The organism is Rathayibacter oskolensis (assembly GCF_900177245.1).
GTDB classification, from domain to species: Bacteria; Actinomycetota; Actinomycetes; order Actinomycetales; family Microbacteriaceae; genus Rathayibacter; species Rathayibacter oskolensis.
Map to the genome: position 1 here is coordinate 272,439 of NZ_FXBM01000003.1, position 25,378 is coordinate 297,816.

Genomic DNA, 25,378 nt, shown 5'->3' on the forward strand with positions numbered 1-25,378 from the left:
GGAACCCGTTCCGCGCGAGACACCGCCGCGGGGGCGGTGTCTCGGCGGCAACGGGTTCCCTCGGCGGGGGTGAGGGCTGCTACTCGTTGCCGACGCGACCGTCGGCGGCCTTCTCGGCGCCGTCGATCTTGTCGTCGAACTTCCCGCCGGTCGCCTTCCCGGCGGCGTCGCCGGCCTTGTCGAGACCGGTGTCGGTCAGCTCCTCGCCCCTGTCGCTGTTCGCGGCGTTCTTCGCCTTGTCGGCCAGACCTCCGAGATCCACCATGGGAGTCGTTCCTTCCGTCGCTGGACACCCGCGTCGTGCGGGCTCGTCGGCCAGTCTGCGCCGCGCACTCGCCGCTGTCGGAGGGGTTGCGCTCGGGCGACTGCGGCGGCGGTGGATCTCGAGACCCACCTCCCGACGAACCGCCGCCGCTACGCCGCGCCCAGCCCCGTGACGGGCCCGGCCACGCCCACCGTCTCGGCTCCGTCGGGCCAGCGGAGGCGCACCCCCGGCTCGGCGACGATCCGCCCGACCGCGGCGGTCGCGGTCAGCGGCGTGCCCATCCGCCCCTCGCCCGGGCGGTCGGCGGTGATCATGGCGAAGCCCGGGAAGCAGGCGAGCCAGTCTCCGAGACCGGCCGCCTCGGGAGCCGGAACGGCCGCGAGATCGAGCACCGCGCCCCCGCCCGACGCCTCGGCGAGCATGCCGACCGTGCCCACGAGCCCGGCCATGCTGACGTCCTTCGCCGCCCGGGGCCGCGCGAGACCCACCGAGGCGGCCATCGCCCGCAGCTCCCCGCCGCGGCGACCCGAGGTCGAGTCCCACTGGGCGCCCGCGAAGCCGGGCCGCCAGCCGCCGGAGAGATCCGCCGTCGCCGAGAGCTCGTCGCCGATCGCCCCGGCTCCCGGCACCGGCGCGGCCGCCCGCCCGAGCCCCGTCACGGTGAGCGCCGCGGGCACCCCGAGCTGCGTGTGCCCGCCGAGCACCGGCAGGCCCCACGCCTCGGCGGCGTCGCGGATCCCGCTCACGATCCGCGCGGCGAAGGCGGCGTCGCGCGCGCCGATCGCGTCGAGCAGCCCGACTCCGGTCGCGCCCATCGCGGTGAGGTCGTTCACGTTGACCAGCACCGAGCACCAGCCCGCCCACTCCGGGTGCCGCTCGACCATCGAGGGGATGATCGCGTCGCAGACCGCGACCACATCGGTCCCCGGCACCGGCGCCCCGTCGTCGCCGACGAAGCCCGCGCCGCCGAGTCCGCCGCCGGCCGCGAACGGAGCGAGGAGGGAGCCGAGCGCCGCCTTCGCCGCGCGCGCCGTGCGATCGAGGCGGTCCAGGGGCCAGCGCATCCGCACGTGCGGAGCACCGGCGACCGTCAGCGCGCCGATCCGCTGCCAGCCGAGGCGGCGGAACAGCACCTCGTTGCGCTCCTGCACCGAGGCCTCGAACCGCAGCACCCCGCGCGCCTCGGCCTCGGCGCAGGCGGCGCGGACCAGCGCGGCTCCGATGCCCGCTCCTCCGCGCGCCTCGCGCGACACCACGAGACGGCTCCCCGTCCACCAGCCGAGATCGCGGCCGGGACCGACCGGCGCGAGCCGCACGCCTCCGAGCACCGCGCCCTCGGCGGTCACCGCGACGAGCACCGCGGCCCGCGGATCGTCGTCGATGTCGTCGGCGTCCGAGCCCGCGAAGAGGCCCTGCTCGGCGACGAAGACCTCGCGGCGCAGCGCCCGGTAGGCCCCGAGCTCCCGTGCGTCGGCCCGCATCACCGTGAACGGAGCGGCCCGCCGCACCCCCTCGAGGATCGAGAGCTCCATCAGGCGCCGGCCGTCTTGAGCACGCCGCACGCTCCGCAGGCCGCGCAGCCCGCCGACTGCCCGGTGCTGAGCATCCCGGCGGCGATCAGCAGCGAGGCGACCTGCGCGCTGACCTTCTCGAGCAGCGAGCCGGCGGGAGGCAGCACGTGGTCGACCTCGGTCGCGAGCGTCCCGCGCAGCGGCCGGAACGGGACCACGAACGGGTAGACGCCCATCTCGATCAGCTCCTGTGCGCTCGCGACGAGCTCGTCGGGGTCTTCGCCGAGGCCGACCAGGAGGTAGGTCGAGACCTGGTTGCGCCCGAAGATCCGCACCGCCTCGCGCCAGGCCCAGCGGTACTCGTCGAGCGTGACCCGGGCCTTGCCGGGCGTCCACCTCTGCCGCACCGCGTCGTCCATCGACTCGACGTGGATGCCGATCGACACCGCGCCCGCGTCCTTCAGCGCCTGCAGCGCCGAGACGTCCGAGGGAGGCTCGCACTGCACCTGGATCGGCAGACCCGGCACCGCCTCCAGCACCGCGCGCACGCAGCGGGCGAGGTGGGTCGCTCCGCGGTCGCGCCCCTTGGAGGTGCCGGTGGTCATCACCATCTGGCGGATGCCGTCGAGGCGGGCCGCCGCCTCCGCGACCTCGGCGAGCTGCGCGGGCGTCTTCACCGCGATGGTCGAACCGGCCTCGAGCGACGCCTCGATCGCGCAGAACCGGCAGCGCTCGGCCTCGTCGTAGCGCATGCAGGTCTGCACGACGGTCGTGGCGAGGATGTCGCGGCCGTGCAGCCGGGCGATCTTCTCGTACGAGACGCCGTCCGCGGTCTCGAGGTCGTAGAAGCGGGGGCGGCGCACCGGAGTGACGTCGAGGCCGATGTCGGCGCCCTCGAGGAGCAGGCGATCGCCGCGCACCGTGTAGGGGCTCTTCGGGTTGATCGGGATGGCGGCGCCGAGGCCGCCGAGCATCACGTGCCCGTCGTCGCTCGGGCCGGCGCCGGCCTCTCGGTGGACGGGGGCCTCGACGCGGATGCCCTGCAGGGCGATGTCGACGCGGGTGCGGAGCGTGGGGATTCCGAGATCGGTCACGGATGACTCCTTCGTGGCGCCGCGGAAGCGGGCCTGACGGGCCGCGCGGGGGCGGCCGGGATGTCGATGCGTTCGTCTCGCCTCCCATTCAAGGCACGCCGTGTTTCGGCTCGATGTCGGGCGGAACGCGGTCTCGTTACGAAGCGACGTCACACGAGCTTCTTCCGGCCGAAACCAATTCGAAACACCCCGGTCGTTGACTGGTGACGTTCCACTCCGCACCACCGCTCCATCCGGCGGACGTCTCCCCGCGTCGTCTCAGCGCCTCCCGCCGGAGCCCGCACACTCGCCCGCCGTCTCATCGGCGACCCGGAAACACCCGGAAACAGGAGGAACCATGTCCGTCTCGCAGGAGATCGAAGACCAGGTCAGCGCCAACATCGAGAAGTCGCGCGGCGAGATCGCGCACCCCTCGCTCCCCAAGGGGAGCAACCTCTACGGCTCGACGAAGGTGTTCCCCGACTACCAGGCCGAGGAGGGGGAGTCGTACCTCACCCTCGTGCACGGCATCGCCCACGAGTCCTCCGTCAGCTTCGTCGCCGTGCTGCAGGCGACCCGCGCCGCCCGCAAGGGCTACGAGTCGGCCCTCTACTTCTACGGACCGGGCACCATCAACGCGATGGCCACCCGCGGGTTCCCGACGGTCGGCGACTCCGGCTTCCCCGGAGAGCAGAACCTCAACAACGCGATCGAGACCTTCATCCAGGAGGGGAACCGCGTCTTCGTCTGCCGCTTCGGCATGGCTCTGCACGGCCTCCGCGAGGAGGACCTGATCGAGGGCTGCATCCCCTGCCACCCGCTCGACGTGCAGGACGCGCTCATCCACTACGCCCGCAAGGGCGCGATCATCAACTCGACCTACAACCTGTAGACCATGACCCTCGTCGGCTCGGTCGCGGCGAACTTCACCCGCGACCTCGATCAGAACTACGCCCTCATCGCGTCCCTCGCCGAGGAGGCGCGCGGGCGGGGAGTCGAGTTCCTCGTCCTCCCCGAGGCCGCGATCGGCGGCTACCTCTCCTCGCTCGGCAACCACGGCGACACGGTGAAGACCACGTCGCGCTCGCTCCCGCCGGCCATCCGCGTCGACGGACCGGAGCTCGCGCGGGTGCAGGAGATCGTCGGCGACCTGATGGTCGCGATCGGCTTCTGCGAGCTCGACGACGACGGAGAGACGCGCTACAACGCGGCGGCCCTCCTCGACGGCGGGCAGGTCTACGGCAGCTACCGCAAGGTGCACCAGCCGCTCGGCGAGCACATGTCGTACTCGCCCGGCCCCGGGTACAGCACGTTCGACACCCCCGTCGGCCGCGTCGGTCTGCAGATCTGCTACGACAAGGCGTTCCCGGAGGCGGCGCGCTCGATGGCGCTGGACGGAGCGGAGATCATCGCCTCCCTCTCGGCGTGGCCGGCCGCCCGCACGGCGACCGCCGAGAACCTGCAGGACGACCGCTGGACCTACCGCTTCAACCAGTTCGACATCGCCCGGGCGCTCGACAACCAGGTCTTCTGGCTGGCGTCGAACCAGTCGGGCACCTTCGGCTCGCTCCGCTACGTGGGCAACGCCAAGGTGGTCGACCCGGGCGGCAACATCCTGGCCACCACGCTCCTCGGTGCGGGCATGGCCGTCGCCGACATCGACGTGCGCGGCACGTTCGAGGCGATGCGCGGAGGGATGTTCCACCTCCGCGATCGACGCCCCGAGGCCTACAGCGGGCTCGACCGCGTCTGGGGCGGAGGGCTCGTCCATGCCTGAGATGACCTTCCACGTCCGCTGGCCGGACGGCTCGGAGGAGCGCTGCTACTCGCCGAGCCTCGTGATGCACGACTACCTCGCGGCCGGCGACCAGTACCCGGTCGAGGACTTCGTCGCCCGCTCCGTCGAGGCGCTCGACATCGCCTCCGAGCGGGTGCGCGCGAAGTTCGGCTTCGCCTGCACCTCGGCGATGCAGCAGCGGAGCGAGATCGTCGAGACGGCCCGCCGCTTCGACGGCGGCACGGTCCGAGTGCTGGCGATGGATCCGGTGCGACCGTGACCGCCTCGATCACTCCGGGGATGCACGTCGAGGTCGCCGTCGTCGGAGGCGGCCAGGCCGGCCTCTCGCTCAGCCGTCACCTCTCGGACGACGGGATCGACCACGTCGTCCTCGAGCGCGACACCATCGGCCACGACTGGATCGACCGCCGCTGGGACGCGTTCACGCTCGTCACCCCGAACTGGCAGTGCCGGCTGCCGGGCTACCCCTACGACGGACCGGATCCGGACGGGTTCATGACCCGCGACGAGGTGCACGCCTGGGTGCGGCGCTACGCCTCCTCCTTCGACGCGCCGGTCGTCGAGCACACCGAGGTCTCGCGGCTGCGCGAGCACGAGCGCGGGGGCTTCGAGCTGGTCACCAGCGCGGGATCGATCACGGCCGACCAGGTCGTCATCGCCACGGGCGGCTACCACCGGCCCGTCCTGCCGGCGATCACCTCGCGCCTCCCGCTCGACCTCGTCCAGCTGCACTCGGCCGACTACCGCTCGGCCGAGGCGCTCCCACCGGGAGGCGTCCTCGTCGTCGGCTCCGGGCAGTCGGGCGCGCAGATCGCCGAGGACCTCTTCCTCGCCGGTCGCGACGTGCACCTCGCGCTCGGCAGCGCCCCGCGCGTCGCCCGCTTCTACCGCGGGCGCGACTGCGTCGCCTGGCTGCAGGACATGGGCGTCTACGACATCCCCGTGCACGCGCAGGTCGGCGGCCTCACCAAGCGCGAGTCGACGAACCACTACGTCACGGGGCGCGGCGGCGGTCGCGACATCGACCTGCGCGCCTTCGCGCGCGACGGCATGCACCTCTACGGCCGGCTCTCGGCGGTCGAGGGCTCGAGCCTCCGCTTCGCGCCCACGGCGGAGGCGTCGCTCGACTACGCCGACTCGGTCGCGGAGTCGATCAAGGACGACATCGACCGCTTCATCGCCGCCCGCGGCATCGAGGCCCCGGTGGAGGCGCGCTACGAGCCGGTCTGGCGTCCGCCGGTCGAGGGGGAGCAGCTCGACCTCGCCGCCGCGGGGATCACGAGCGTGATCTGGGCGGTCGGCTTCCGCTCCGACTACCGGTGGGTCGAGGTCGGCGTCTTCGACGGCGCGGGGCACCCGACGCACCAGCGCGGTGTCACGAGCACCCCGGGGCTCTCGTTCCTCGGCCTGCCCTGGCTGCACACCTGGGGATCCGGGCGCTTCGAGGCCATCGCCCGCGACGCGGCGCACCTCGCGTCCGAGATCCGCCGCGTGCGCTTCAGCCGGCCGCGCGAGTCCGACCTCGCCGGGTAGCCTCGGCGCATGGCGGAGACGGTGATGGCAGCGGTCGCGGCCCACTTCGGCCGCGACGTGGGCCGCACCCTCGCCAAGCTCCCGGGCATGATCGCGCAGGCGAGGGAGCGCTCCGTCGACCTCCTGGTGCTGCCCGACGCGACGCTCGGCGGCTACCTGCTCGACATGCACCACCCCGGCACCGGCGACCTCCCGCCCAGCGTCGAGCTCGACGGGCCGGAGGTCGCCGCCGTGGCCGAGCTGGCCGGCGACATGACGGTGTGCTTCGGCATCTCGGAGCGGGTGCTCGAGGGCGGGCGCGACCTCCGCTACAACACGGCGGTCTGCGTGCAGGGCGGCCGGGTCATCGGCACGCACCGCAAGGTGCACCTGCCGCTGGGAGAATCGGAGGCGTACCTGCCCGGCGACTCGTTCGCCTCCTTCGACTCGCCCGTCGGCCGGCTGGGCATGCTGATCGACTTCGACAAGACGTTCCCCGAGTCGGCGCGGTCGCTCGCGCTCGACGGCGCCGAGGTGCTCGCCTGCCTGAGCGCCTGGCCCGCGAGTGTCACCGACCGCTCCGACCGGATCCGCAACGACCGGCAGGCGCACCTCTTCGACCTCTACGACTGCGCCCGCGCCGCCGAGAACCAGGTCTACCTCGTCTCGTCGAACCAGACCGGCGTGCTCGGCGGCCTGCGCTTCCTCGGGCAGGCGAAGGTGGTCGACCCGGCGGGCGAGATCATCGCGAAGACCTGGGCGAAGGGCGGGCTGGCGCTCGCCTCGGCCGACGTCTCGGTCTCGGTGGCCCGCGCCCGGCGCACGATGAACCACCTCCGCGACCGCGCGGAGCACGCCTACCGGGTCTGATGCGCGTCGCCCTGCTCACCTACTCCACTCGTCCCCGCGGCGGTGTGGTGCACACGCTCGCCCTGGCGGAGGCGCTCGCGCGGGCCGGCCACGACGTCACGGTGTGGACGCTCGCCCGCGGCGGCGATGACGCGTTCTTCCGAGCGGTCGACCCGGCGGTGGAGCTGCAGGTGGTGCCGTTCGCCTCCCTCGACGACGAGCCGGTCGGCGCGCGGATCCTCCGGTCGATCGACGCGATGGCCGCGGCGCTGCGCGGCGAGACGGGCCTCGTGCACGCGCAGGACTGCATCTCGGCGAACGCGGCGCTCGCCGCAGGGCTCGCCCCGGTGCGGACGGTGCACCACCTCGACGACTTCACGACTCCGGAGCTGCGCGCGTGCCACGACCGGGCTGTGCGTCTGCCGCGCGCCCTGCTCTGCGTCTCGTCGTCGGTGGCCTCGGAGGTGCGCGACGGCTGGGGCCGCCGGGCGACGGTGATCCCGAACGGAGTGGACGCGGAGCGCTTCGCGGCCGCCGCCTCCGACCCGCTGACCGCCGCCTGGCGCGACGAGCTCGGGCCGTACGTGCTGGCGCTGGGCGGCATCGAGCCGCGCAAGGGCAGCATCGAGCTGCTGGAGGCGTGGGCGCTCCTGCGCGAGCGCGGTCGCGACATCGCGCTGGTGTTCGGCGGTGGCGAGACGCTGTTCGACTACCGGCCGTACCGTGCCGAGTTCGACCGGCGCGCGGCGGCGTCGGGCGTCGCCCCGGTCGTCCTCGGCACGATCCCGGAGGAGCGGCTGGCGCCCCTGGTCGCGGGAGCCTCAGCGCTCGGCTTCGTGTCGACGAAAGAGGGCTTCGGGCTCGCGGCGATGGAGGCGCTCGCCGCGGAAGTGCCGGTGTTCGCGCGGGAGCTGCCGGTGATCCGCGAGGTGTTCGGCGATACGGTCCGGTACGGGAGCGATCCGGCGTCGTTCGCGGACGCGCTCGAGGAGGCGCTGGACGGTGGGGGCGGTCGTGCCGCGGGGCGGGAGCTGGCGTTCTCGCACTCGTGGGACGACGTGGCGGCGGCGCACGTGCGGTTCTACGAGGAGCTGCTCGGTGCCGGCGTCGACGATTCAGGACGGACGTCGCGGGACGGCCGCGGATCCGCATGGAACGGTCGTTCTCCGTGAATCCTTCCTACAGTGTCGACGCCGGGCGGGCGTTCCGGTGACCCGCCGCTCGATCTCGCGCATCCTGAGCGGCCTCGCCGACGCCGACCCCGACCGCGTCGTCGCGATCGCCGACGAGGGCTCGCTCACCGCCGGCGAGCTCGATCGCGCGAGCAACCGCCTCGCCCGCGCCTACCGCGATCTCGGCGTCGACACCGACGACCTCGTGACCGTGTCACTCGAGAACTCGCTCGATGCGATCGTCGTCTGCGCCGCGATCTGGAAGGCGGGCGCGACCCCGCAGCCCGTGCCGACGCAGCTGTCGCCGGAGGAGCGCGCCGCGGTGGAGCAGGTGGCCGCGCCCGCGCTCGTGGTGGGCGCCGCCTCCGGGTCGAGGCCGTGGCGCCCGGGCGACTGGCGGCCGGACGCCTCGGACGAGCCGCTCGAGGACCGCTGGGCGTCGTCGTGGAAGGCGCCCGCCTCCTCCGGCAGCACCGGGCGGCCGAAGGTCGTGCTCGCGAGCGGTCCGGCGCTGCTCGACCCGGAGGCGCCGGTCGCCGCGTTCCTGCCGCTCACCGGGGTGCAGCTCGTCGCCGGCCCGCTGATGCACTCGGCGACCTTCACCTACGCGTTCCGCGGGTTGATGACGGGGCAGACGCTCGTGATCCTGCCGCGCTTCGACGAGCGGCGGGTGCTCGCCGCGATAGCGGAGCACCGCGTGACGTGGACGCTGCTCGTGCCGACGACGATCCGCCGCCTCCTCCGTTCCGATCGCTCGGAGGCCGATGTGTCGTCGCTCGAGCTGGTGCTGCACCTCGGTGCCCCGTGCCCGCCCGACGACAAGCGCGCGCTGATTGACTGGCTCGGGCCCTCGCGCGTGCTCGAGGTCTACGCGGGGAGCGAGTCGAACGGCCTGACCATGATCCGCGGCGACGAGTGGCTGGAGCGTCCCGGCAGCGTCGGGCGGCCGATCGGCGGCACGTCGCTGCGCATCCTCCGCGATGACGGCTCCGCGGCGCCGATCGGCGAGACCGGGAGGATCTGGATGCACCGCGGCTCCGACGCCGCCTACCGCTACCTGGGCGGCGGGTCGAAGCGCACCTCCGACGGGTGGGACACGCTCGGCGACGTCGGGCGCGTCGACGCCGACGGCTACCTCTGGGTGCTCGACCGCGCCGACGACCTGATCCTGCGGGGCGGGGTGAACGTCTACCCGATCGAGGTCGAGCGGGTGCTCGAGGCGCACCCCGCGGTGCGCGGGGCCGTCGCCTTCGGGGTGCCCGACGACGACCTCGGGCAGGCGATCGAGGCGGTGGTCGACGTCGGAGAGGAGGAGGCCGACGGCGACGCGCTGCTCGCGTGGGCGAACGCGCGGCTGGGGCGCGAGCGCCGCCTCCGGGCTCTGCGTCTGGTGCGCGAACCGGTGCGCAGCGACGCGGGGAAGGTGCGGCGCTCATCGTTCGGGGCGGCCGGAGACCGGGCGGATGCGGTAGACACGTCGCCATGACGCCACCTGCCGAGACATCCGGGACCCCTGCCGCGACGAACCCCGCCGACGAGATCGACGCCCTGATCGCGAAGCACCCCGACTGGCGGGGAGCGCTGCTCGCCGACGCCCGCCGGATCATCCTCGACGTCGACCCCGGCATCGTCGAGGAGTGGAAGTGGATGGGCGCGCCCGTCTGGGAGCTCGACGGGATCCTCGTGGTCGGCAACATCTTCAAGACGAAGGTGAAGCTCGGCTTCATGTACGGCGCCTCGCTGCCGGATCCGCACGGGATCTTCAACGGCGAGCTCGGCGGCAACCAGCGCCGCTCGGTCGAGTTCGCCGAGGGCGACGCGGTGCCCGAGGAGGCGCTCGCCGAGCTCGTCCGCGCGGCCATCGTCCGCAACCGCGAAGCCCGGTCGGCCCGCGGCAAGAAGTAGGGCCGAGTTCGGAGCCGTCAGCAGGCGGGTCTGCAGTGCTGACGTTCCGGCGCTGGTGGATCTCGATGCGCCCGCTGCGCGACCTGCTCGATCAGCAGGCGAGCGAGGCGACTCCTGCCGAGAGACCGGCGAGCCGGCCCGCACTCCGCGAGCCGGATGTTCGCGCCGATGTCGATATCCGCCTCCGCCGTTCGACGCCAGAGTAGGAGGGCGCAGACAGCGCCCGCGACGACAGGGAGACCACCGTGAAGTACATGCTGATCATGCGCGCCACCGACGCCGCCAAGGAGGCGTACGCCGACATGCCGTTCGACGAGATCATCACCAGGATGGGCCAGTACAACGAGGCGATGATGAAGGCGGGCGTGCTGCTCGCGGGCGACGGCCTCGCCGACGACGTGGCGACCACCGGGTTCGTCGTCGACTTCGACTCCGAGCCGCCCGCGATCACCGACGGCCCCTACGGCGAGACCCACGAGCTGTTCAACGGCTTCTGGATCCTCGAGGTGTCCTCGAAGGAGGAGGCGAAGGAGTGGGCGCTGCGCTGCCCGCTCGTCCCCGGCAACAAGCTCGAGGTGCGCCGCGTGACCGACGAGAGCGACTTCGCCGACTTCGCCGACAACGAGTACGTCCAGAAGGAGGCGGGCTGGCGCGAGGAGCAGGCCGCCCGCGACTGAGATGGACGACATCCGGGCGAGCGTCGACGCGGTCTGGCGCATCGAGAGTGCGCGCATCGTGGCGACGCTCGCCCGCGTGACGCGCGATGTCGGCCTCGCTGAGGACCTCGCTCAGGAGGCGCTCGTCGAGGCCCTCCAGCAGTGGCCGGAGTCGGGCGTCCCGCGGAACCCGGGCGCGTGGCTCACCGCGGTCGCGAAGCGCCGGGCCATCGACGGCTGGCGGCGCCGGGCCGCGCTCGACGACCGCTACCGGCTCCTCGCCCATGATCTCGAGGAGGGCGTCGACGACGAGTGGCAGCCGATCGACGACGACGTCGTGCGTCTGGTCTTCACGGCGTGCCACCCCGTGCTGTCGCGGGAGGCGAGCATCGCCCTCACCCTGCGCCTCGTCGGCGGCCTCGGCACCGACGTCATCGCGCGGATGTTCCTCGTCCCGACGGCGACGGTGCAGCAGCGCATCGTCCGCGCCAAGAAGACGCTCGCCGCCGCGGGCGTGCCCTTCGAGGTGCCCGAGCCGTCGGAGTGGAAGCAGCGCCTCGACGCCGTGCTCGGCGTGGTCTACCTGATCTTCACCGAGGGCTACGCGGCGACCTCCGGCGACCGCTGGCTGCGCACCGAGGTCGCCCACGAGGCGCTGCGGCTCGGGCGCGTGCTGGCGGCCCTCCTCCCGCGCGAACCCGAGGTGCTGGGGCTGGTGGCGCTGATGGAGCTGCAGGCGTCGCGCTTCGCGGCGCGGACGGCCCCGGACGGCTCGCCCGTGCTCCTCGAGGATCAGGACCGCACCCGCTGGGACCGCGCGCAGATCGGGCGCGGCCGCGCTCTGCTGCTCCGGGCCGATCGTGTGGGGAGGGGTCGTGGCGCCTACGGACTCCAGGCGGCGATCGCCCTGTGCCACGCGGTCGCACCGAGCGTGGCCGACACCGACTGGGAGCGGATCGTGCTGCTGTACGAAGTCCTCGGGCGGGTGGCGCCGAGCCCGGTCGTCGAGCTGAACCGAGCCGTGGCGGTCTCGATGGCGACGGGTCCCGCCTCCGCCCTGCTGATCGTCGACCGGCTGTCGTCGGAGGGGGCGCTGCGGGGCTCGCACCTGCTGCCGGCCGTCCGCGGCGAGCTGCTGCTGCGGCTCGAGCGGCGGGAGGAGGCGCGCTCCGAGTTCGCGACGGCCGCCTCCCTCGCGGGCAACGACCGCACCCGCGCGCTGCTGGAGTCGCGCGCGGCGTCGCTCTGAGTTCGAGGCTCGGCGCGCGCCCGGCATGCGGCGAGATCGCGTTCCGCGAGCTGATCACCTGCAGATCGCACCATCACCTGCGGATCGCACCACCGCCTGCAGATCGCACCACCGCCTGCAGATCGCACCACCGCCTGCAGATCGCACCATCACCTGCGGATCGCACCACCGCCTGCAGACCGCGCGCGCTACGACTCCGTCACTACGCCGTCCGCGACGCGCCACTGGCGGGTGAGGTGCACGGTCTCGAGCATGCGCCGGTCGTGGGTCACCAGCAGCAGCGTGCCCTCGTAGGCCTCGAGCGCCTGCTCCAGCTGCTCGATCGCGGGCAGGTCGAGGTGGTTGGTCGGCTCGTCGAGCACGAGGAGGTTCGTGCCGCGCGCCTGCAGCAGCGCCAGCGCCGCGCGGGTCCGCTCGCCCGGCGACAGCTCGCCGACGGGCCGCGAGACGTGGTCGGCCTTGAGGCCGAACTTCGCGAGCAGGGTCCGCACCTCGGCGGTCGGCCACTCGGGGACGAGCGCCTCGAAGGCGTCGGCGAGCGGCACGTCGGAGGCGAGCATCGCGCGAGCCTGGTCGATCTCGCCGATCGCGACACTCGCGCCGAGGGACGCGCCGCCCTCCTCCGGAGCAGCCCTCCCCAGCAGCAGCGAGAGCAGCGTCGACTTGCCGGCACCGTTGGGCCCCGTGATGCCGATGCGGTCGCCGGCGTCGACCTGCAGCGAGACGGGGCCGAGAGTGAAGGAGCCGCGGCGCGCGGTCGCGGCGTTCAGGGTGGACACCACCGAGCTCGAGCGCGGTGCGGTGCCGATCGTGAAGGCGAGCTGCCACTCCTTGCGCGGCTCGTCCACCTCCTCGAGGCGCGCGATCCGGCTCTCCATCTGGCGCACCTTCTGAGCCTGCTTCTCGCTCGACTCGACCGACGCCCTGCGGCGGATCTTGTCGTTGTCGGGCGCCTTCTTCATCGCGTTGCGGACGCCCTGGCTCGACCACTCCCGCTGCGTGCGGGCGCGCGAGACCAGGTCGGCCTTCTGATCGGCGAAGTCCTCGTACTTCTCGCGGCGCTGGCGCTTCGCGGTCTCGCGCTCCTCGAGGAACGCCTCGTAGCCGCCTCCGTAGACCGTGTTGGTGCCCTGCGCGAGGTCGAGCTCGAGCACGCGGGTCACGCTGCGGGCGAGGAACTCGCGGTCGTGACTGACCAGCACGACTCCGCCGCGCAGACCCCGCACGAACGCCTCGAGCCGCTCGAGGCCGTCGAGGTCGAGGTCGTTCGTCGGCTCGTCGAGCAGCACGATGTCGAAGCGCGAGAGCAGGAGCGCCGCGAGTCCGACCCGGGCCGCCTGGCCGCCCGAGAGCGAGGTCATCAGGGAGTCGGCGGTCACCGCGCTCCCACCGCCGGAGTCGCTCCGCCCGTCCGATCCGCTCCGCCCGAGGGCGAGGCCGAGGTCCGCGAGGACGACGGGGGTCCGCTCGTCCAGGTCGGCGGCACCGCTGGCCAGCCAGCGGTCGAGCGCGAGGGCGTAGCGGTCGGCGATGCTCCCGTCGAGGTCCGGGTCGGCGAGGGCCGCGGCGGCGGTGTCGAGCTCGGCGGACGCGTCGGCGCACCCGGTGCGGCGGGCGATGTAGCCCGAGACGGTCTCGCCCTCGCGACGCTCGTGCTCCTGCGGCAGCCAGCCGACGAAGGCGTCGCCGGGCGAGAGGACGACGCCGCCCTCGAGCGGAGGGGTCTCTCCGGCGAGGATGCGCAGGAGCGTCGACTTGCCCGCGCCGTTCGCCCCGACGACGCCGACCACGTCTCCCGGGGCGACGGTGAGGTCGAGTCCGTCGAACAGGGTGCGGTGCGCATAGCCTCCGGAGAGGCCTTTCGCGACGAGGGTGGCGGTCACCGCTCCAGAGTAGGCGGGCGGGCGGTCGGGGGCGGGCGCTCGGCCGCGCACGCCCCGCGCCTCCGACGTCCCGGGCAAGGACGGCTCGACGGCCGGATTGCACGCGCGTCTAGGATGGCCGGATGAGCGAGACCACGGTCCGGAGCGGCGCGGGGTACTGGTACCCCGACGAGTCCTCCACGCGGCGCGCTGTCGAGGTGCTCAGCGCGATGCGCAGCTACCGGGTGTCCGAGATCTCGATGCGGCGGCGCACGCGCGAGAAGATGGCGATGGGCGAGACCGACCTGATCGCGATCCAGTTCCTCCTGCGCCGGCAGCGCGAGGGCGTCATCGTCGGCGCGAAGGATCTCGCCGCGCACCTCTCGATCTCGTCCGCCTCCACCACCGTCCTCATCGATCGCCTCGTCCTCAGCGGCCACCTGATGCGGAAGCCCCACCCGACCGACCGCCGCGGCATCGTCGTCGAGGCGACGGCCGACAGCGATCAGGAGGTGCGCGGCAGGCTGAAGCTGATGCACCGCCGGATGCTCGAGATCGCCGAGGATCTCGACGCGAGCGAGGCGGAGGCGGTCGTCAACTTCCTGCGGAGGATGAGCGCGGCCGTCGACGACATCGACGCCGAGATCGAGCTCGACGACGAGCCCGAGAGTTAGCTAGACAAGCTAGTAAAGAGCCGGACTAGAGATAGGCTGGCCTCATGGGTCAATTCCTCTACGGCACCCCGCCGGCCGTGATCGAGATCGAGGACCGGACCCTCGCCCACCTCCAGATCGTCGTGTACGCGAAGTTCCGGCGCGACGAGCGCTTCAGCCTCACCCTCGACTCGATGCCCGAGGGCGCACGAGGGCGGCACTCGTTCTGGATGAACCCCAACATCGCGCTGCAGTTCCACTTCGCCGGGAGCAGGCAGCCCACGATCAACCCGTCGTGGATCGAGATCCTGATGGACGCCGCGAACGGCGGCGGCGGACTGCGGCTCCTCTCCGAGCCGCACTCCTGACGCCGGCCGACTCAGGCCTGCGACACCCGGACCATGTTGCCGGACGGGTCGCGGAACGCGCAGTCGCGCGGGCCCCACGCCTGCTCGATCGGCACCTGCAGCACCTCGGCCCCTGAGGCGCGCACCGACTCGAAGGTCGCGTCGAGGTCGCTCGCGCGGAAGACGAGCATGGGCAGCACGCCCTTCGTCAGCAGCTCCTGGAGCGCGTCGCCGTCGGCCTGCGAGCGTCCGGCGTGCGGGACCGAGAGCACCAGGCCCAGGCCCGGCTGCGCCTCGCTCCCGAGCGTGACCCAGCGGAATCCTCCGTTCGCCACGTCCATGACGACCTCGAGGCCGAGGGCGTCGCCGTAGAAGGCGATCGACTCGTCGACGTCGGAGACGGTGATGTTCACGTACTGCAGTTCGATGCTCATGGCGGCGACTCTATGCCGCACGTCCGGCGCGCCGCTTCTCCGATCCTGCTCGATGCGGGGCGGGTCTCGACACGCCCCTGCGGGGCTACTCGACCAGCAGGGCGGCGGGCGGGCGCGGGGGCCTCACGGGGCGCGTGCGCAGCCGCGCGATGCAGTCGGGCATCGCGTCGACGGCGTCGTGCGCGTCGTCGCGGTAGGCGGAGGGGGTGCGTCCCACGATCTCCGCGAAGCGCGAGCTGAACGAGCCGAGCGACGTGCAGCCGACCGCCAGGCACGCCTCCGTCACGCTCGCCCCCGCTCGCAGCAGGGCCATCGCCCGCTCGATGCGCCGGGTCATCAGGTAGCTGTAGGGGGTCTCGCCGTAGGCCGCGCGGAACCGCCGCGAGAAGTGCGCCGGAGACATCAGCGCTCGCGCCGCCATCGTCGGCACGTCGAGCGGCCGGGCGTACTCGCGGTCGATCAGATCGCGCACGCGGCGGAGGTGCGCGAGGTTCTCGAGCTCCTGCGGCGTCATGGCTCCGACGATAGCGCCGTCGATGCGCGGCGGGCTCCGCGCATCTCCTAGGGTGGACGCGGATGTGCCGGGGGTCGGCGCGACGAGGGGCGGGGTCATGCGCGCGAGAGCACTCGGAGGCGCGGCCGCCGCCCTGGTCGTCGCGACGGCCCTGTCCGGGTGCGCGGTGCCCGCTCCGACTCCGACCGTCACCGTGACGGTCTTCGCCACCGCGACTCCGACTCCCGACCCGACCGTCACCGCCGCGCTGCCGCAGTCGACCGCGACGGTCTTCGTGCCCGTCCCCGAGGTGACCGTCACGATCACCCCGAACGCCGTCCCCGAGATCCCCGAGACCGCCTACGCGGTCGACAACGGCGCGGTACCCGGTGCGAACGGCGAGCCCACGCGCGACGGCGCGGGAGACATCGTCAGCTACGAGGTGGTCGAGGGCGACACGTTCTTCGACATCGCGCAGCGCTTCGGCATCCCCGTGCAGCAGCTCCTGCGGATGAATCCGCAGATCGCCGGAGCGGGCACCGCGGTCTACATCCGATCGGTCATCAACCTCGACGCGGACACGCTGGGCTGACGCGCACCTACTGCGACTTGGGCAGGATGTGGAAGCCGAGCGCGAGCGAGCCGGAGATCATGAGGATGCCGGCGAAGAAGATGAAGCCGCCGAGATCGGGCCACAGGAACGCGTTGCCGAGCGCGAGGATCCCGCCGAGGAACAGCACGAACGAGAGGACGACGCCCAGACCAGTCATGCCCTCATCGTACGGGCTCAGGGGAGGAGGAGGTTCTCGAGCTCGCCCGCCTCGGACACCAGCGCGATGGAGCCGACGGCCTCGACCGGGGAGCCGTAGCCCCACTCGACCATGATCGTCGGGATCCCGTGCGCCGCGGCACCGTGCACGTCGTGCTCCCGGTCGCCGACCATCACGGGGGCCGAGAGGTCGACGCCGAGCTCGCGGAGGCGGCGCAGCGCCTCCTCGACCACGTCGGCCTTGGCGCTGCGCACCTCGTCCTCGGAGGCACCGCAGATCACCGTGAAGTACTGCGCGAGCCCGTAGTGCTCGAGGATGCGGGTCGCGGCCGACTCGGGCTTCGACGTCGCGAGCGAGAGGGGGATGCCGGCCTCGGCGATGCGCGCGAGCACCTCGGGCACGCCGGGATAGAGGCTGGAGTCGAAGAGCCCGCCCGCGTTGTAGCGGCGACGGTAGACGGCGAGGGCGTCCTGCGCCTGGTCGACGCTCATCCCGCCCAGTTCACGGAAGGCGTCGAGCAGCGGCGGGCCGACGTAGGCGAGGAGCTCGGCGGGCAGGGGCACGGGGCGGCCGAGCTCGACGAAGGTGTCGACGAGGGTGCCGGTGATGCCGGGCGCCGAATCGGTGATGGTGCCGTCGAGGTCGAACAGGATGCACGACCAGGTGCCGGCTCTGCGGTGCGTGCCGGCGCGGGCGAGTGTCGTGTCGGACATGGCGGGCTCCTGACCTCGAGGGACGCGGGGATGCCGACGCTGCCCCGCCGGGCCCATACTCTACGGTGCCGACCCGTCCGGTGCCGCTCCGTCCGGTGCCGCCGCGGCGTCGCCTCCGGTCGCGAGGGCGCTCTCGATGAAGGAGCGGGCGATCACCTGGGCGATCGAGCCGGGGTCGAGCTGCACGGCGACGAAGTCGGCGGTGCCGATGAGCGCGAAGGCCTCCCGCCCGGGGAGGACCAGCATCTGCACCGTCGGATGCTGCCGCCGGGGAACAGCGACCCGCACCTCGTCGGTCGAGGTGAACAGCGGGAGGACCAGCTCGCCGGTGGTCGTGGCGACCGTGCGCACGTGCGGGACGCCGCCCGGCTCCGACCCGGTCACGTCGACGACGAGCGAGCCCTCGAGACAGGCCGCGAGCAGCTGCTCGACCGCCGCCACCGTCGGAGCGGCGACGAGGGATTCGAGCGCCTCGCGGGCCGGAGTGTTCCGATAGGGGCCCGGTCTCGCCGGCGCGACGGGGGGACGTTCTCTCCGAGCCATGTGTCGACGTTATCCGGGATCGCTCTCCGTCCCGAATCCGGTGGAATGAGGAGATCGACGGATGTCGGCGAGAACGGCGAATGCGCGGACGAGGCGCGCCTTTCTCTGAGTATCTGCTCCACTTATCACTTCGAGAAGCGTCATCAACGCGCATAAGCGCGCCGATACTGCTTCGAGGGGGTAACGTCTTCTTCGGTTCGATTCATCTCGGCTCGATTGACCTCGAGCCGATGCAGAACGGCCCGCTCGATACCGGGTCGATTGATTCCGCTCGATTCATACCGCCCGATTCATACCGGTCCGATTCACCTCGGGCCGATCAGCACTGGAGGAAGAAGTGGCACAGAAGATCACGCTCGTCGACGATATCGATGGCACCCCTATCGACTCGGGAGAAGGCGGAACCGTCCGTTTCAGCGTCGACGGCGCCAATTACGAGATCGACCTCGGCCCCGACAACATCGCCGAGCTCCACTCCGCCCTCGAGAAGTTCGTCTCGAGCGCGCGCCGCGTCGGTTCGCGCCCTGCGGCCGCCTCCACCGTCGCGAACGCGTCGAAGAGCGACCCCAAGCAGCTCAAGGCGATCCGCGAGTGGGCGAACGCCAACGGCCACCAGGTCTCCGACCGCGGCCGCATCCCGGCCGAGGTCCAGGCCGCCTACCAGGCCGCCCACTAGCCGGTCGGCACCGAGAGACGAGGCCCCCGGCGACGAGATCGCAGGGGGCTTCCGTCGGTCGGCGGGTCGTCAGAACAGCCGGGTGTGCGAGTCGTCCACTCCGCGCATGGCCTCGTAGTCGAGCACGACGCAGCGGATGCCCCGGTCCTGGGCGAGAGTCCTGGCCTGCGGCTTGATCTCCTGAGCCGCGAAGACTCCGGTGACGGGCGAGAGATGCGGATCCCGATTCATCAACTCGAGATAGCGGGTCAACTGCTCGACCCCGTCGATCTCTCCGCGGCGCTTGATCTCGACGGCCACGGCGGCCCCGCGGGAATCCCGGGCCAGGATGTCGACCGGTCCGATAGCGGTCATGTACTCGCGCCGGACCAGAGTGTGACCCTCGCCCAAGAGATCGATCTGCTCGGCCAGCAGGCGCTGCAGATGCGCTTCGACGCCGTCCTTCACGAGTCCGGGATCGACTCCGAGTTCGTGAGCGGAGTCGTGCAGGACCTCGTGGATCGAGACGACCAGCGCATCGCCCGTCTTCTTGTGCGCGACCGTCCACTGCTGGACGACTCCCGCCTCCTTCGCCGCCTCGTCGGGCTCGCCGGTGACCAGCGTGCACGGCGGACTCATCCAGTTCAGCGGCTTGTAGGATCCGCCGTCGGAGTGCACGAGGACGCTCCCGTCGGCCTTGACCAGCAGGAGGCGGGTGGCGAGCGGGAGATGGGCGCTGAGACGGCCGGTGTAGTCGACGGAGCAGCGCGCGATGACGAGACGCACCCGTCGAGACTAGACGGCTCCGGGCGGCGTCAGCCGGGGTCGGCCCTCCGGCGGCGTCCGATCGGCGGCACCGGCGAGGGTGTGGTGAGGAAGGCGCGGAGGGCGATCGCGAACTCGGCCGGCGCCTCCACCCAGGGGTAGTGGCCGCACCCCTCGATCACCGCGAGGCTGCCCCGGGGGAAGAGCGCGGCGAGCGCGCCGAGCGGCGCGAGGCCGACGAGCGCGTCGTCCTCTCCGCCGACGACCACGACGGGGCAGGCGACGCGGGAGAGGGCGGCGCGCAGCTCGTCGGCGTCGACCTCGGTGAAGAACGCGGTGAAGGCGTCGGGGTACCACAGGGCCGCCCGCTCGTGGGCGAGCGCGCGCTCGTCCCAGGTCGACCAGCCGAGGGGAGCGGCGCGCGGATAGAGCGCGAGGCGGCGCTGCGGGTCCTGCTCCTCCGAGAGCGCCCTCGCCGCCTCGATCGCGCTGGTGAACCACGGCTCGTGCTGTCTGCGACGGGCGATCGACGCGCGGTCGTCGCCTCCGATGCCGAGCCAGGCCGTCGCCGGCGCGACCAGGAGCAGGTGCGCCAGTCGCTCGGGGGCACGGGCCGCGTAGACGAGGACGGGGCGGCAGCCGGTCGCGTGCGCGAGGAGGTCGAGGGCGTCGACTCCGAGGTGAAGGCGCAGGTCTTCGAGGTCGTCGGCGAGCCCGGTGAACGACCGGACGGGCGCCGCCGTCGACCCGCCGACTCCGCGGGGGTGGAGCACCAGGATGCGGCGGGTGGCGGCGACGGGGTCGAAGGAGCCGAGATAGGCGGGGTGGCGGCCCGGCCCGCCGGGGACGACGACGAGCGGCGGTCCGTCGACCGCGCCGAGCTCGTCGACGTGGATGACCGCACCGTCACGAGCCTCGAATCGCACCGCGTCCCCCTCCGCCGTGGTGAGGAGCCTATTGCGGGTGCGGGGATGCGCTGTAGGGGCGGGGGTGCGCCTCGGGCGCGTGGGATCGCGTTCGGCTCGCGGGAATCGCCGGGTTCTGCGAGCCGGACGTGGTTCGGCGAGCCGGGAGGTGACCCGGAGGAGGTCGGGTGGTGCTGCCGGAGGTCGGCCCGCCGTCAGGCCATGCGGATGACGTTGCCGGTGACGCGGCGTCCGGCCGGCGAGACGAGGAAGGAGGCGAGGTCGCCGACCTCCTCGGGCCGGGCGACGTCGAAGAAGTGGTCGTTCTGCGCGACCGACTCGCGGACCTCATCGGTCACCCACCCGGTGTCGGTGACGGGAGGGTGCAGGGCGTTCGCGGTGATCCCGAGCACGCTCAGCTCGAGCGACGCCGACATCGTGTAGTCGACGAGGGCGGCCTTCGCGGCTCCGTACGAGACCTCTCCCGGGAAGCCGCGCTCACCTCCCGAGGTCAGCGACACGATGCGCCCGCCGTGGGCGCCGCGCCGCTCGAAGCGCTCGACGAACTCGGCGATGAGGAGGGCTCCCGCGCGCGCATCGACCGAGAACTGGCGGTCGATGGTCTCGGCCGTGACCCGGCGCTGCGGCCGGCCCATCCAGTCGGCGTCGCGGGCGCGGAAGGTGTCGATGAGCGAGCCGGTGGCGTTGTTCACGAGGACGTCGACGGGCCCGAGCGACTCCTCGGCGGCGTCGAAGAGCAGCGGGGCGGAGGCGGCGTCGCGAAGGTCCGCGGACACGGCGCGGGCACGCCCGCCCGCGGCGCGGATCCGCTCGGCGACGCGCTCGCCGTCGGTCCGGTGGGCGGCCCGCTGGCGCTCCGGCTCGTGGTCGGGGATCTCCTCGGCGAGGAAGGCGACCAGCACGGCGAGCCCGTCGGCCGCGAGGCGCTCGGCGATCGCCGCGCCGATGCCGTGATTGGCGCCGGTGACCAGGGCGACCCTGCACGCCTCCGAGCCCGGGCCGGTCACGCGCGCTCGTCGACGAGGTCGGCGCGCGGGGTGCGCGCGGCGGGGGAGGCGATGCCGGCGACCGCGACCAGCGCGAGCACGAGGAAGAGCGCGTTGAGGATCCCCAGGTGCTCGCCGAGGAATCCGATCGCCGGGGGCCCGACGAGGAAGGCGACGTAGCCGAGCGTCGCGACGGCGCTGACGCGGGCGGCCGAGTGGGCACCCTCCGCCGCCGCCGACATGCCGACGGGGAAGCCGAGCGAGCAGCCGAGTCCCCAGGCGACGGCTCCGGCGATCACGAGGGCGTCGACCGGCGCGAGGATGAACAGCAGGATGCCGACCACGGCGAGCAGTGCCGAGCCGCGGAGCACGGGGACCCGGCCGAAGCGGTCGAGCACCGGGCCGCCGATCACGCGGCCGACCGTCATCGCGGCGACGAAGACGCCGAAGACGATCGCTGCAGTGGTCGCATCGGTGCCGTGCCCGTCGACCATCGCGAGGGTCATCCAGTCGTTCGCCGACCCCTCCGCGAAGGCCATGCCCAGCATGATCAGCCCGATGAAGACGAGCCGGAGGTCGCGCCAGACGCCGAGAGAGGCGGCGATCCGCTCGCGGACGGGCGCCTTCGCGACCACCGTCGCGACTCCGGAGGTGTCGAGCTCGTCGCGGACGGGGACGAAGCGGATTGCGACGGCCGCCGTGACCACCACCACCGCGGCGATGGTGGCGAGGTGCACCACGACCGGGATCGCGAGGGCGGAGGCGGCGGCGCCCAGGAGCGCGCCCACGACGGTGCCGAGGCTGAAGAACGCGTGGAAGAGCGGGAGGAGCGTCTTGCCGAACGCCTGCTCGTTCGCGGCTCCCTCGACGTTCATCATGACGTCGACCGCGCCGTTGCCGAACCCGAGCAGGGCCATGCCGGCGAACGCGATCGGCAGGGCGCCGAGCGTGTCGGCCGCGACGCCGAGGATCGCCAGCCCGGAGGAGCAGATCACGAGGCCGACGAGCATCCCGCGTCGCGCCCCGAGCGCCGACATGATCGCCGTCGAAAGCACGAGGCCCACGATCGCGCCGATCGACATCGCGAGGATCAGCAGGCCGACCCCGGAGGTGGACAGCTGGAGCTCGTCGCGGATGGAGGGGGTCCGCGAGACCCAGGTCGCGATCGTGACGCCGCTCAGGACGAAGATCGTGAAGACGGCGTTGCGCCAGGCGACGAGCTGCGGGCGGGTGAGGGCGGGGGTGCTGGTCATGACCGGGATTCCTGGAGGCGGGCCGGGCCGGATCGCGGCTGACGCGACTCCGGGCCCATCGAGACGGGGGGACCCGTTGTCGAATCGATTCGAGCCGGGGCGGTCTAAGCTATCCAGAACCCCGGGGCCGGTCAAGACGAGACCTGCCGCCGGAGGGCCGACGAGGAGGACCGTGGAGTCGCAGAAGTCCCGGGAGCGCCCGGCACGCCCGACGCTCGCCCGCGTCGCGACGCACGCCGGGGTCTCGCCCTCGACCGCGTCCCTCGTCTTCAGCGGCGCCGGCCCGGTGTCGGCCGCGACCAAGGAGCGCGTGCTGCGCGCCGCCGCCGAGCTCGACTACGGCGGACCGGACCCGCGCGCGAGGTCGCTCCGGAGGGGGCGCTCGGGCATCGTCGGCGTCGTCGTCGACGAGCGGCTGCTGCACGCCTTCCGCGATCCGATCAAGATCGCGATGCTCGACGGCATCGCCGACGTCCTCGGCGGTGTCGGCGCGGGCATCCTGCTGCTGACCGAGACGGAGGACGGCGCGGGTCTGCTCGCCACGGCTCCGGTCGACGCGATGATCCTCGTCGGCTGCAGCCCGTCCGTCGACGACTCCCTGGCGATCCTGCGCCGCCGCGGTGTGCCGGTCGTCGTCGTCGAGGGCTTCTCGGAGCTCGGGGCCGCGGTGGTCTCGCTCGACAACCGGGAGGCGAGCCGCACGCTCGCCGAGCACCTGCGCGAGCTGGGTCACGAGCGCGTCGCCTCCGTCGCCCTGCCGTTCGCGAAGGACCGGCGCCGCGGCCCCCTCCCCTCCGACTGGAGGACGAGCTCGAGCATCACGGCGGTCGACCGACTGCTGGGCGCGATGGACGTGTTCGCCGACATCGACGTGGTGACGGCCGCGGCCAGCACGGTGGAGGAGGGCGTCGCTGCCGGACGGGCGCTGCTCGACGTCGCGACGCCGCCGACCGCGGTCATCGCCCAGAGCGACCTCCTCGCCGCCGGAGTCGTGCTCGCGGCCGAGCAGCTCGGGTTGCGGGTGCCGTCGGACCTGTCGGTCGTCGGCTTCGACGGGGTGCAGGTGCCGGGGCTGGCCGCCGACTACGACCTGACCACGGTGGTGCAGCCGGCCGTCGACAAGGGGCGCGCGGCCGGCCGGGCCGCGGTCGCGCTGCTCGAGGGGGACGAGGTGGAGGCGGTGTGCTTCCACGCGGTGTTCCACCGCGGGAACACGAGCGCGCCGCCGCGCTGACGCTCCGCGGTCTGCAAGGGTCTGTGCTGTCTGCAGGTTTTCGGGCCGCCTTCCGGCGCGGGTCCGCGGCGGATCGGCGATTCCGGGAGCGAGCACCTGCGAATCGCACCTGTGCGGGAGGGAGGACGACGCCACTCCGGGGGTCACGTGACGCGGAGTTGTCCACAGGTCTCTCCACAGCCTGTTCGAAACTCTGTTCGAGGGCTCAGCGGAGCCAGACGTCGCTCCGGACGCGGAGGCCGAGGGTCAGTGCGCGGGCGCCGAGGAAGCCCAGTCCGAAGGCCGTCCAGAGCGCCAGGAGGCGCCAGTCGGCGGGGGCGAGCGGCGCCAGGAGGGCCAGCGGAGTGAAGATCGCGAGGTTCGCCAGCCCGCTCAGAGCGAGGTAGCGGCCGTCGCCCGCCCCGATCAGGACCCCGTCAAGGACGAACACGTAGCCGCCGAGCGGTGCCGTGACGCCCACCACGGCGAGGGTCGCGGGCAGGAGGCGCAGCACCTCCCGGTCACTCGAGAAGACGTGAGGCAGCAGGCCACTCGAGGCGATCACGACCAGGCCGAGCACGACGCCGGCCGCGATCCCCCAGGTCACGCAGCGTTTCGTGACGGCGCGGGCCTCGGCGAGGGCGCCCGCTCCGAGGAGGCGGCCGAGCAGCGCCTGCGCGGCGATCGCCACCGCGTCGAGGGCGAACGCCACTGTCGAGAAGAGCGTCATCGCCACCTGGAACGCGGCGAGCTCCTCCGCGCCGAACGACGTCGCGACCGTGATCGCGAGCAGGATCGCCGCGCGCAGGCTCGCCGTGCGCAGCAGCATCCACCCGCCCGACCCCGCGGAGGAGCGCAGGCCTGCGAGGTGCGGTCGGAGCGGCGCGCCGACCCGTCGGGCCAGCCGCACGGCGACCGCGGCGTAGGCGGCGAACATCGCCCACTGCGCCACCACCGTCCCCAGAGCCGACCCGGTTATCCCCAGGCCGACCGGGTAGATCAGCACCGCGTTGAGGGCGGCGTTCAGCGCGAATCCGCCCGCCGCGATCACCAGCGGGGTGCGCGTGTCCTGGAACCCGCGGAGGAGCCCCGTGAGGGCGAAGACACCGAGCATCGCCGGGATCCCGGCCATGCTCACGGACAGGTAGCGGACGCCCGCGTCGGCGACGTCCGCCTCTGCGCCGAAGAGCCCGATGAGGGCCGGAGCGAGGATCGCCCCGGCGACCGCGATCACCGCGCCGAGCGCGAGGGCGAGCCAGCCCCCGTCGACACCGGCGGCCACCGCCCGGCGCTCGTCGCCCTCGCCGAGGGCCCGTCCGACGCGCGGGGTCGTGCTGTAGGCGAGGAAGACCATCAGCCCCACGATCGTCTGCAGCACGGCCCCGCCCAGAGCGAGTCCGGCCAGCGGCACGGCGCCGAGGTGGCCGACGAGGGCGGAGTCGGTCAGGAGGAACAGCGGCTCGGCGACGAGGGCGCCGAGTGCGGGGACGGCCAGCCCCAGGATCCGCCGGTCGAGGATGCGTCGATCGGACGTGGGCCGGTCGGACGCCGGACGGTCGGACGACTCCCGGTCGGGAGCGCTCACCGCTCGGTGCCGGCCGAGTCTGCCGCCGCAGACGGGCCCGCGACGGCGCGGCCGACGAGCGGTCGCAGGACCTGCCGCCTCCGCTCGTGGTCGACTGGCTCGTCGGTCGGAGCGGCCGCGAACGTCGTGCTCGCCGGCGACCGGGCGAGGGACAGTGCGGCGTCCGCGGCGTCTCCGGATCTCATGCGAT

Annotated in this window: 30 protein-coding genes; 15 read left to right on the forward strand and 15 right to left on the reverse strand. The window is 72.9% G+C overall.

From position 1 onward, the window contains the following. Positions 1-79: 79 nt before the first annotated feature. The 3 genes from B9Y99_RS16325 to B9Y99_RS16335 all read right to left on the reverse strand — a co-directional run bounded on the left by B9Y99_RS16325 (position 80) and on the right by B9Y99_RS16335 (position 2,870). Complete coding sequence (locus tag B9Y99_RS16325) at positions 80-265, reverse strand: antitoxin (RefSeq protein WP_085477677.1); 186 nt, start codon at positions 263-265, stop codon at positions 80-82. A gap of 149 nt (positions 266-414) precedes the next feature. Then, the gene (locus B9Y99_RS16330) at positions 415-1,797 is read right to left on the reverse strand and encodes an MSMEG_0567/sll0787 family protein (protein WP_085477678.1); all 1,383 of its coding nucleotides are present in this window, start codon (positions 1,795-1,797) and stop codon (positions 415-417) included. Beyond that, positions 1,797-2,870 carry an MSMEG_0568 family radical SAM protein gene (locus B9Y99_RS16335; RefSeq protein ID WP_208857000.1) on the reverse strand — a complete coding sequence of 358 codons (1,074 nt, stop codon included), beginning with the start codon at positions 2,868-2,870 and terminating at the stop codon, positions 1,797-1,799. Before B9Y99_RS16335 ends, B9Y99_RS16330 begins: the two co-directional genes overlap by 1 nt. Before the next feature lie 337 nt (positions 2,871-3,207). Here B9Y99_RS16335 and B9Y99_RS16340 point away from each other — a divergent pair, with 337 nt between their 5' ends. From B9Y99_RS16340 to B9Y99_RS16385, 10 genes are all read left to right on the forward strand, one after another. Continuing rightward, positions 3,208-3,741, forward strand: a complete 534-nt coding sequence (locus B9Y99_RS16340; protein WP_085477679.1) for an MSMEG_0572/Sll0783 family nitrogen starvation response protein — start codon at positions 3,208-3,210, stop codon at positions 3,739-3,741. 3 nt (positions 3,742-3,744) lie between these two features. After that, positions 3,745-4,626 (forward strand): carbon-nitrogen hydrolase family protein, encoded by an 882-nt coding sequence (locus B9Y99_RS16345; protein WP_085477680.1) that lies wholly within the window; start codon positions 3,745-3,747, stop codon positions 4,624-4,626. Further along, complete coding sequence (locus B9Y99_RS16350) at positions 4,619-4,906, forward strand: MSMEG_0570 family nitrogen starvation response protein (RefSeq protein ID WP_085477681.1); 288 nt, start codon at positions 4,619-4,621, stop codon at positions 4,904-4,906. Before B9Y99_RS16345 ends, B9Y99_RS16350 begins: the two co-directional genes overlap by 8 nt. Beyond that, complete coding sequence (locus tag B9Y99_RS16355) at positions 4,903-6,180, forward strand: MSMEG_0569 family flavin-dependent oxidoreductase (RefSeq protein ID WP_244275013.1); 1,278 nt, start codon at positions 4,903-4,905, stop codon at positions 6,178-6,180. Before B9Y99_RS16350 ends, B9Y99_RS16355 begins: the two co-directional genes overlap by 4 nt. Before the next feature lie 9 nt (positions 6,181-6,189). Continuing rightward, positions 6,190-7,029, forward strand: coding sequence for a carbon-nitrogen hydrolase family protein (locus tag B9Y99_RS16360; RefSeq protein WP_085477682.1), 840 nt, complete (start codon positions 6,190-6,192; stop codon positions 7,027-7,029). Next, a complete protein-coding gene (locus tag B9Y99_RS16365) occupies positions 7,029-8,180 on the forward strand; it encodes an MSMEG_0565 family glycosyltransferase (protein WP_085477683.1) in 1,152 nt (383 codons plus the stop codon). The genes B9Y99_RS16360 and B9Y99_RS16365 overlap by 1 nt, the downstream gene beginning before the upstream one ends. Positions 8,181-8,217: 37 nt before the next feature. Beyond that, positions 8,218-9,666, forward strand: coding sequence for an AMP-binding protein (locus B9Y99_RS16370; RefSeq protein WP_165759655.1), 1,449 nt, complete (start codon positions 8,218-8,220; stop codon positions 9,664-9,666). Next, positions 9,663-10,085: a DUF1801 domain-containing protein gene (locus tag B9Y99_RS16375; protein ID WP_085477685.1), complete on the forward strand. Its 423-nt coding sequence runs from the start codon at positions 9,663-9,665 to the stop codon at positions 10,083-10,085. The genes B9Y99_RS16370 and B9Y99_RS16375 overlap by 4 nt, the downstream gene beginning before the upstream one ends. 245 nt (positions 10,086-10,330) lie before the next feature. Further along, a complete protein-coding gene (locus tag B9Y99_RS16380; RefSeq protein WP_085477686.1) occupies positions 10,331-10,762 on the forward strand; it encodes a YciI family protein in 432 nt (143 codons plus the stop codon). A 1-nt stretch (position 10,763) separates the two neighbouring features. After that, positions 10,764-11,990, forward strand: a complete 1,227-nt coding sequence (locus tag B9Y99_RS16385; protein ID WP_085477687.1) for an RNA polymerase sigma factor — start codon at positions 10,764-10,766, stop codon at positions 11,988-11,990. Positions 11,991-12,178: 188 nt separating this feature from the next. Here the strand turns inward: B9Y99_RS16385 and B9Y99_RS16390 are convergent, their stop codons facing one another. Continuing rightward, positions 12,179-13,873: an ABC-F family ATP-binding cassette domain-containing protein gene (locus B9Y99_RS16390; RefSeq protein ID WP_085477688.1), complete on the reverse strand. Its 1,695-nt coding sequence runs from the start codon at positions 13,871-13,873 to the stop codon at positions 12,179-12,181. Between the two features lie 122 nt (positions 13,874-13,995). Here B9Y99_RS16390 and B9Y99_RS16395 point away from each other — a divergent pair, with 122 nt between their 5' ends. Together B9Y99_RS16395 and B9Y99_RS16400 are read left to right on the forward strand one after the other, a co-directional pair. Continuing rightward, positions 13,996-14,526: a MarR family winged helix-turn-helix transcriptional regulator gene (locus tag B9Y99_RS16395; protein ID WP_085477689.1), complete on the forward strand. Its 531-nt coding sequence runs from the start codon at positions 13,996-13,998 to the stop codon at positions 14,524-14,526. 44 nt (positions 14,527-14,570) lie between these two features. Continuing rightward, the gene (locus B9Y99_RS16400) at positions 14,571-14,873 is read left to right on the forward strand and encodes a DUF7882 family protein (protein ID WP_085477690.1); all 303 of its coding nucleotides are present in this window, start codon (positions 14,571-14,573) and stop codon (positions 14,871-14,873) included. Between the two features lie 11 nt (positions 14,874-14,884). Here the strand turns inward: B9Y99_RS16400 and B9Y99_RS16405 are convergent, their stop codons facing one another. Both B9Y99_RS16405 and B9Y99_RS16410 read right to left on the reverse strand, forming a co-directional pair. Further along, entirely contained in the window at positions 14,885-15,286 is a 402-nt protein-coding gene (locus B9Y99_RS16405) for a VOC family protein (RefSeq protein WP_085477691.1), read from the reverse strand. An 85-nt stretch (positions 15,287-15,371) separates the two neighbouring features. After that, complete coding sequence (locus B9Y99_RS16410) at positions 15,372-15,800, reverse strand: helix-turn-helix transcriptional regulator (RefSeq protein ID WP_085477692.1); 429 nt, start codon at positions 15,798-15,800, stop codon at positions 15,372-15,374. Between the two features lie 97 nt (positions 15,801-15,897). On the opposite strand from B9Y99_RS16410, the gene B9Y99_RS16415 reads away from it, so the two are divergent. After that, positions 15,898-16,371: a LysM peptidoglycan-binding domain-containing protein gene (locus B9Y99_RS16415; RefSeq protein WP_085477693.1), complete on the forward strand. Its 474-nt coding sequence runs from the start codon at positions 15,898-15,900 to the stop codon at positions 16,369-16,371. Positions 16,372-16,378: 7 nt separating this feature from the next. On the opposite strand, the gene B9Y99_RS18900 is transcribed toward B9Y99_RS16415, so the two are convergent. The 3 genes from B9Y99_RS18900 to B9Y99_RS16425 are packed head-to-tail and all read right to left on the reverse strand — an operon-like array spanning position 16,379 to position 17,805. Next, positions 16,379-16,549, reverse strand: coding sequence for a hypothetical protein (locus B9Y99_RS18900; RefSeq protein ID WP_165759656.1), 171 nt, complete (start codon positions 16,547-16,549; stop codon positions 16,379-16,381). A 17-nt stretch (positions 16,550-16,566) separates the two neighbouring features. Then, a complete protein-coding gene (locus B9Y99_RS16420) occupies positions 16,567-17,262 on the reverse strand; it encodes an HAD hydrolase-like protein (protein ID WP_085477694.1) in 696 nt (231 codons plus the stop codon). A gap of 60 nt (positions 17,263-17,322) precedes the next feature. Continuing rightward, positions 17,323-17,805 (reverse strand): SseB family protein, encoded by a 483-nt coding sequence (locus B9Y99_RS16425; protein WP_085477695.1) that lies wholly within the window; start codon positions 17,803-17,805, stop codon positions 17,323-17,325. A 337-nt stretch (positions 17,806-18,142) separates the two neighbouring features. Here B9Y99_RS16425 and B9Y99_RS16430 point away from each other — a divergent pair, with 337 nt between their 5' ends. Next, entirely contained in the window at positions 18,143-18,481 is a 339-nt protein-coding gene (locus B9Y99_RS16430; protein WP_085477696.1) for a histone-like nucleoid-structuring protein Lsr2, read from the forward strand. Positions 18,482-18,550: 69 nt separating this feature from the next. On the opposite strand, the gene nucS is transcribed toward B9Y99_RS16430, so the two are convergent. The 4 genes from nucS to B9Y99_RS16450 all read right to left on the reverse strand — a co-directional run bounded on the left by nucS (position 18,551) and on the right by B9Y99_RS16450 (position 22,390). Further along, on the reverse strand, positions 18,551-19,246 hold the full coding sequence (gene nucS / locus B9Y99_RS16435) for an endonuclease NucS (protein ID WP_085477697.1): 696 nt from the start codon (positions 19,244-19,246) through the stop codon (positions 18,551-18,553). A 29-nt stretch (positions 19,247-19,275) separates the two neighbouring features. Then, entirely contained in the window at positions 19,276-20,151 is an 876-nt protein-coding gene (locus B9Y99_RS16440; protein ID WP_165759657.1) for an alpha/beta fold hydrolase, read from the reverse strand. A gap of 194 nt (positions 20,152-20,345) precedes the next feature. Further along, entirely contained in the window at positions 20,346-21,158 is an 813-nt protein-coding gene (locus tag B9Y99_RS16445) for an SDR family NAD(P)-dependent oxidoreductase (protein ID WP_085477699.1), read from the reverse strand. After that, entirely contained in the window at positions 21,155-22,390 is a 1,236-nt protein-coding gene (locus B9Y99_RS16450) for an MFS transporter (protein ID WP_085477700.1), read from the reverse strand. Before B9Y99_RS16450 ends, B9Y99_RS16445 begins: the two co-directional genes overlap by 4 nt. 172 nt (positions 22,391-22,562) lie before the next feature. Here B9Y99_RS16450 and B9Y99_RS16455 point away from each other — a divergent pair, with 172 nt between their 5' ends. Continuing rightward, complete coding sequence (locus B9Y99_RS16455) at positions 22,563-23,624, forward strand: LacI family DNA-binding transcriptional regulator (protein WP_244275014.1); 1,062 nt, start codon at positions 22,563-22,565, stop codon at positions 23,622-23,624. 205 nt (positions 23,625-23,829) lie between these two features. Here B9Y99_RS16455 and B9Y99_RS16460 read toward each other — a convergent pair whose 3' ends face one another. Beyond that, complete coding sequence (locus B9Y99_RS16460; protein WP_244275016.1) at positions 23,830-25,188, reverse strand: MATE family efflux transporter; 1,359 nt, start codon at positions 25,186-25,188, stop codon at positions 23,830-23,832. Beyond that, positions 25,185-25,373, reverse strand: coding sequence for a hypothetical protein (locus B9Y99_RS16465; protein WP_085477702.1), 189 nt, complete (start codon positions 25,371-25,373; stop codon positions 25,185-25,187). Before B9Y99_RS16465 ends, B9Y99_RS16460 begins: the two co-directional genes overlap by 4 nt. Positions 25,374-25,378: the final 5 nt, after the last annotated feature.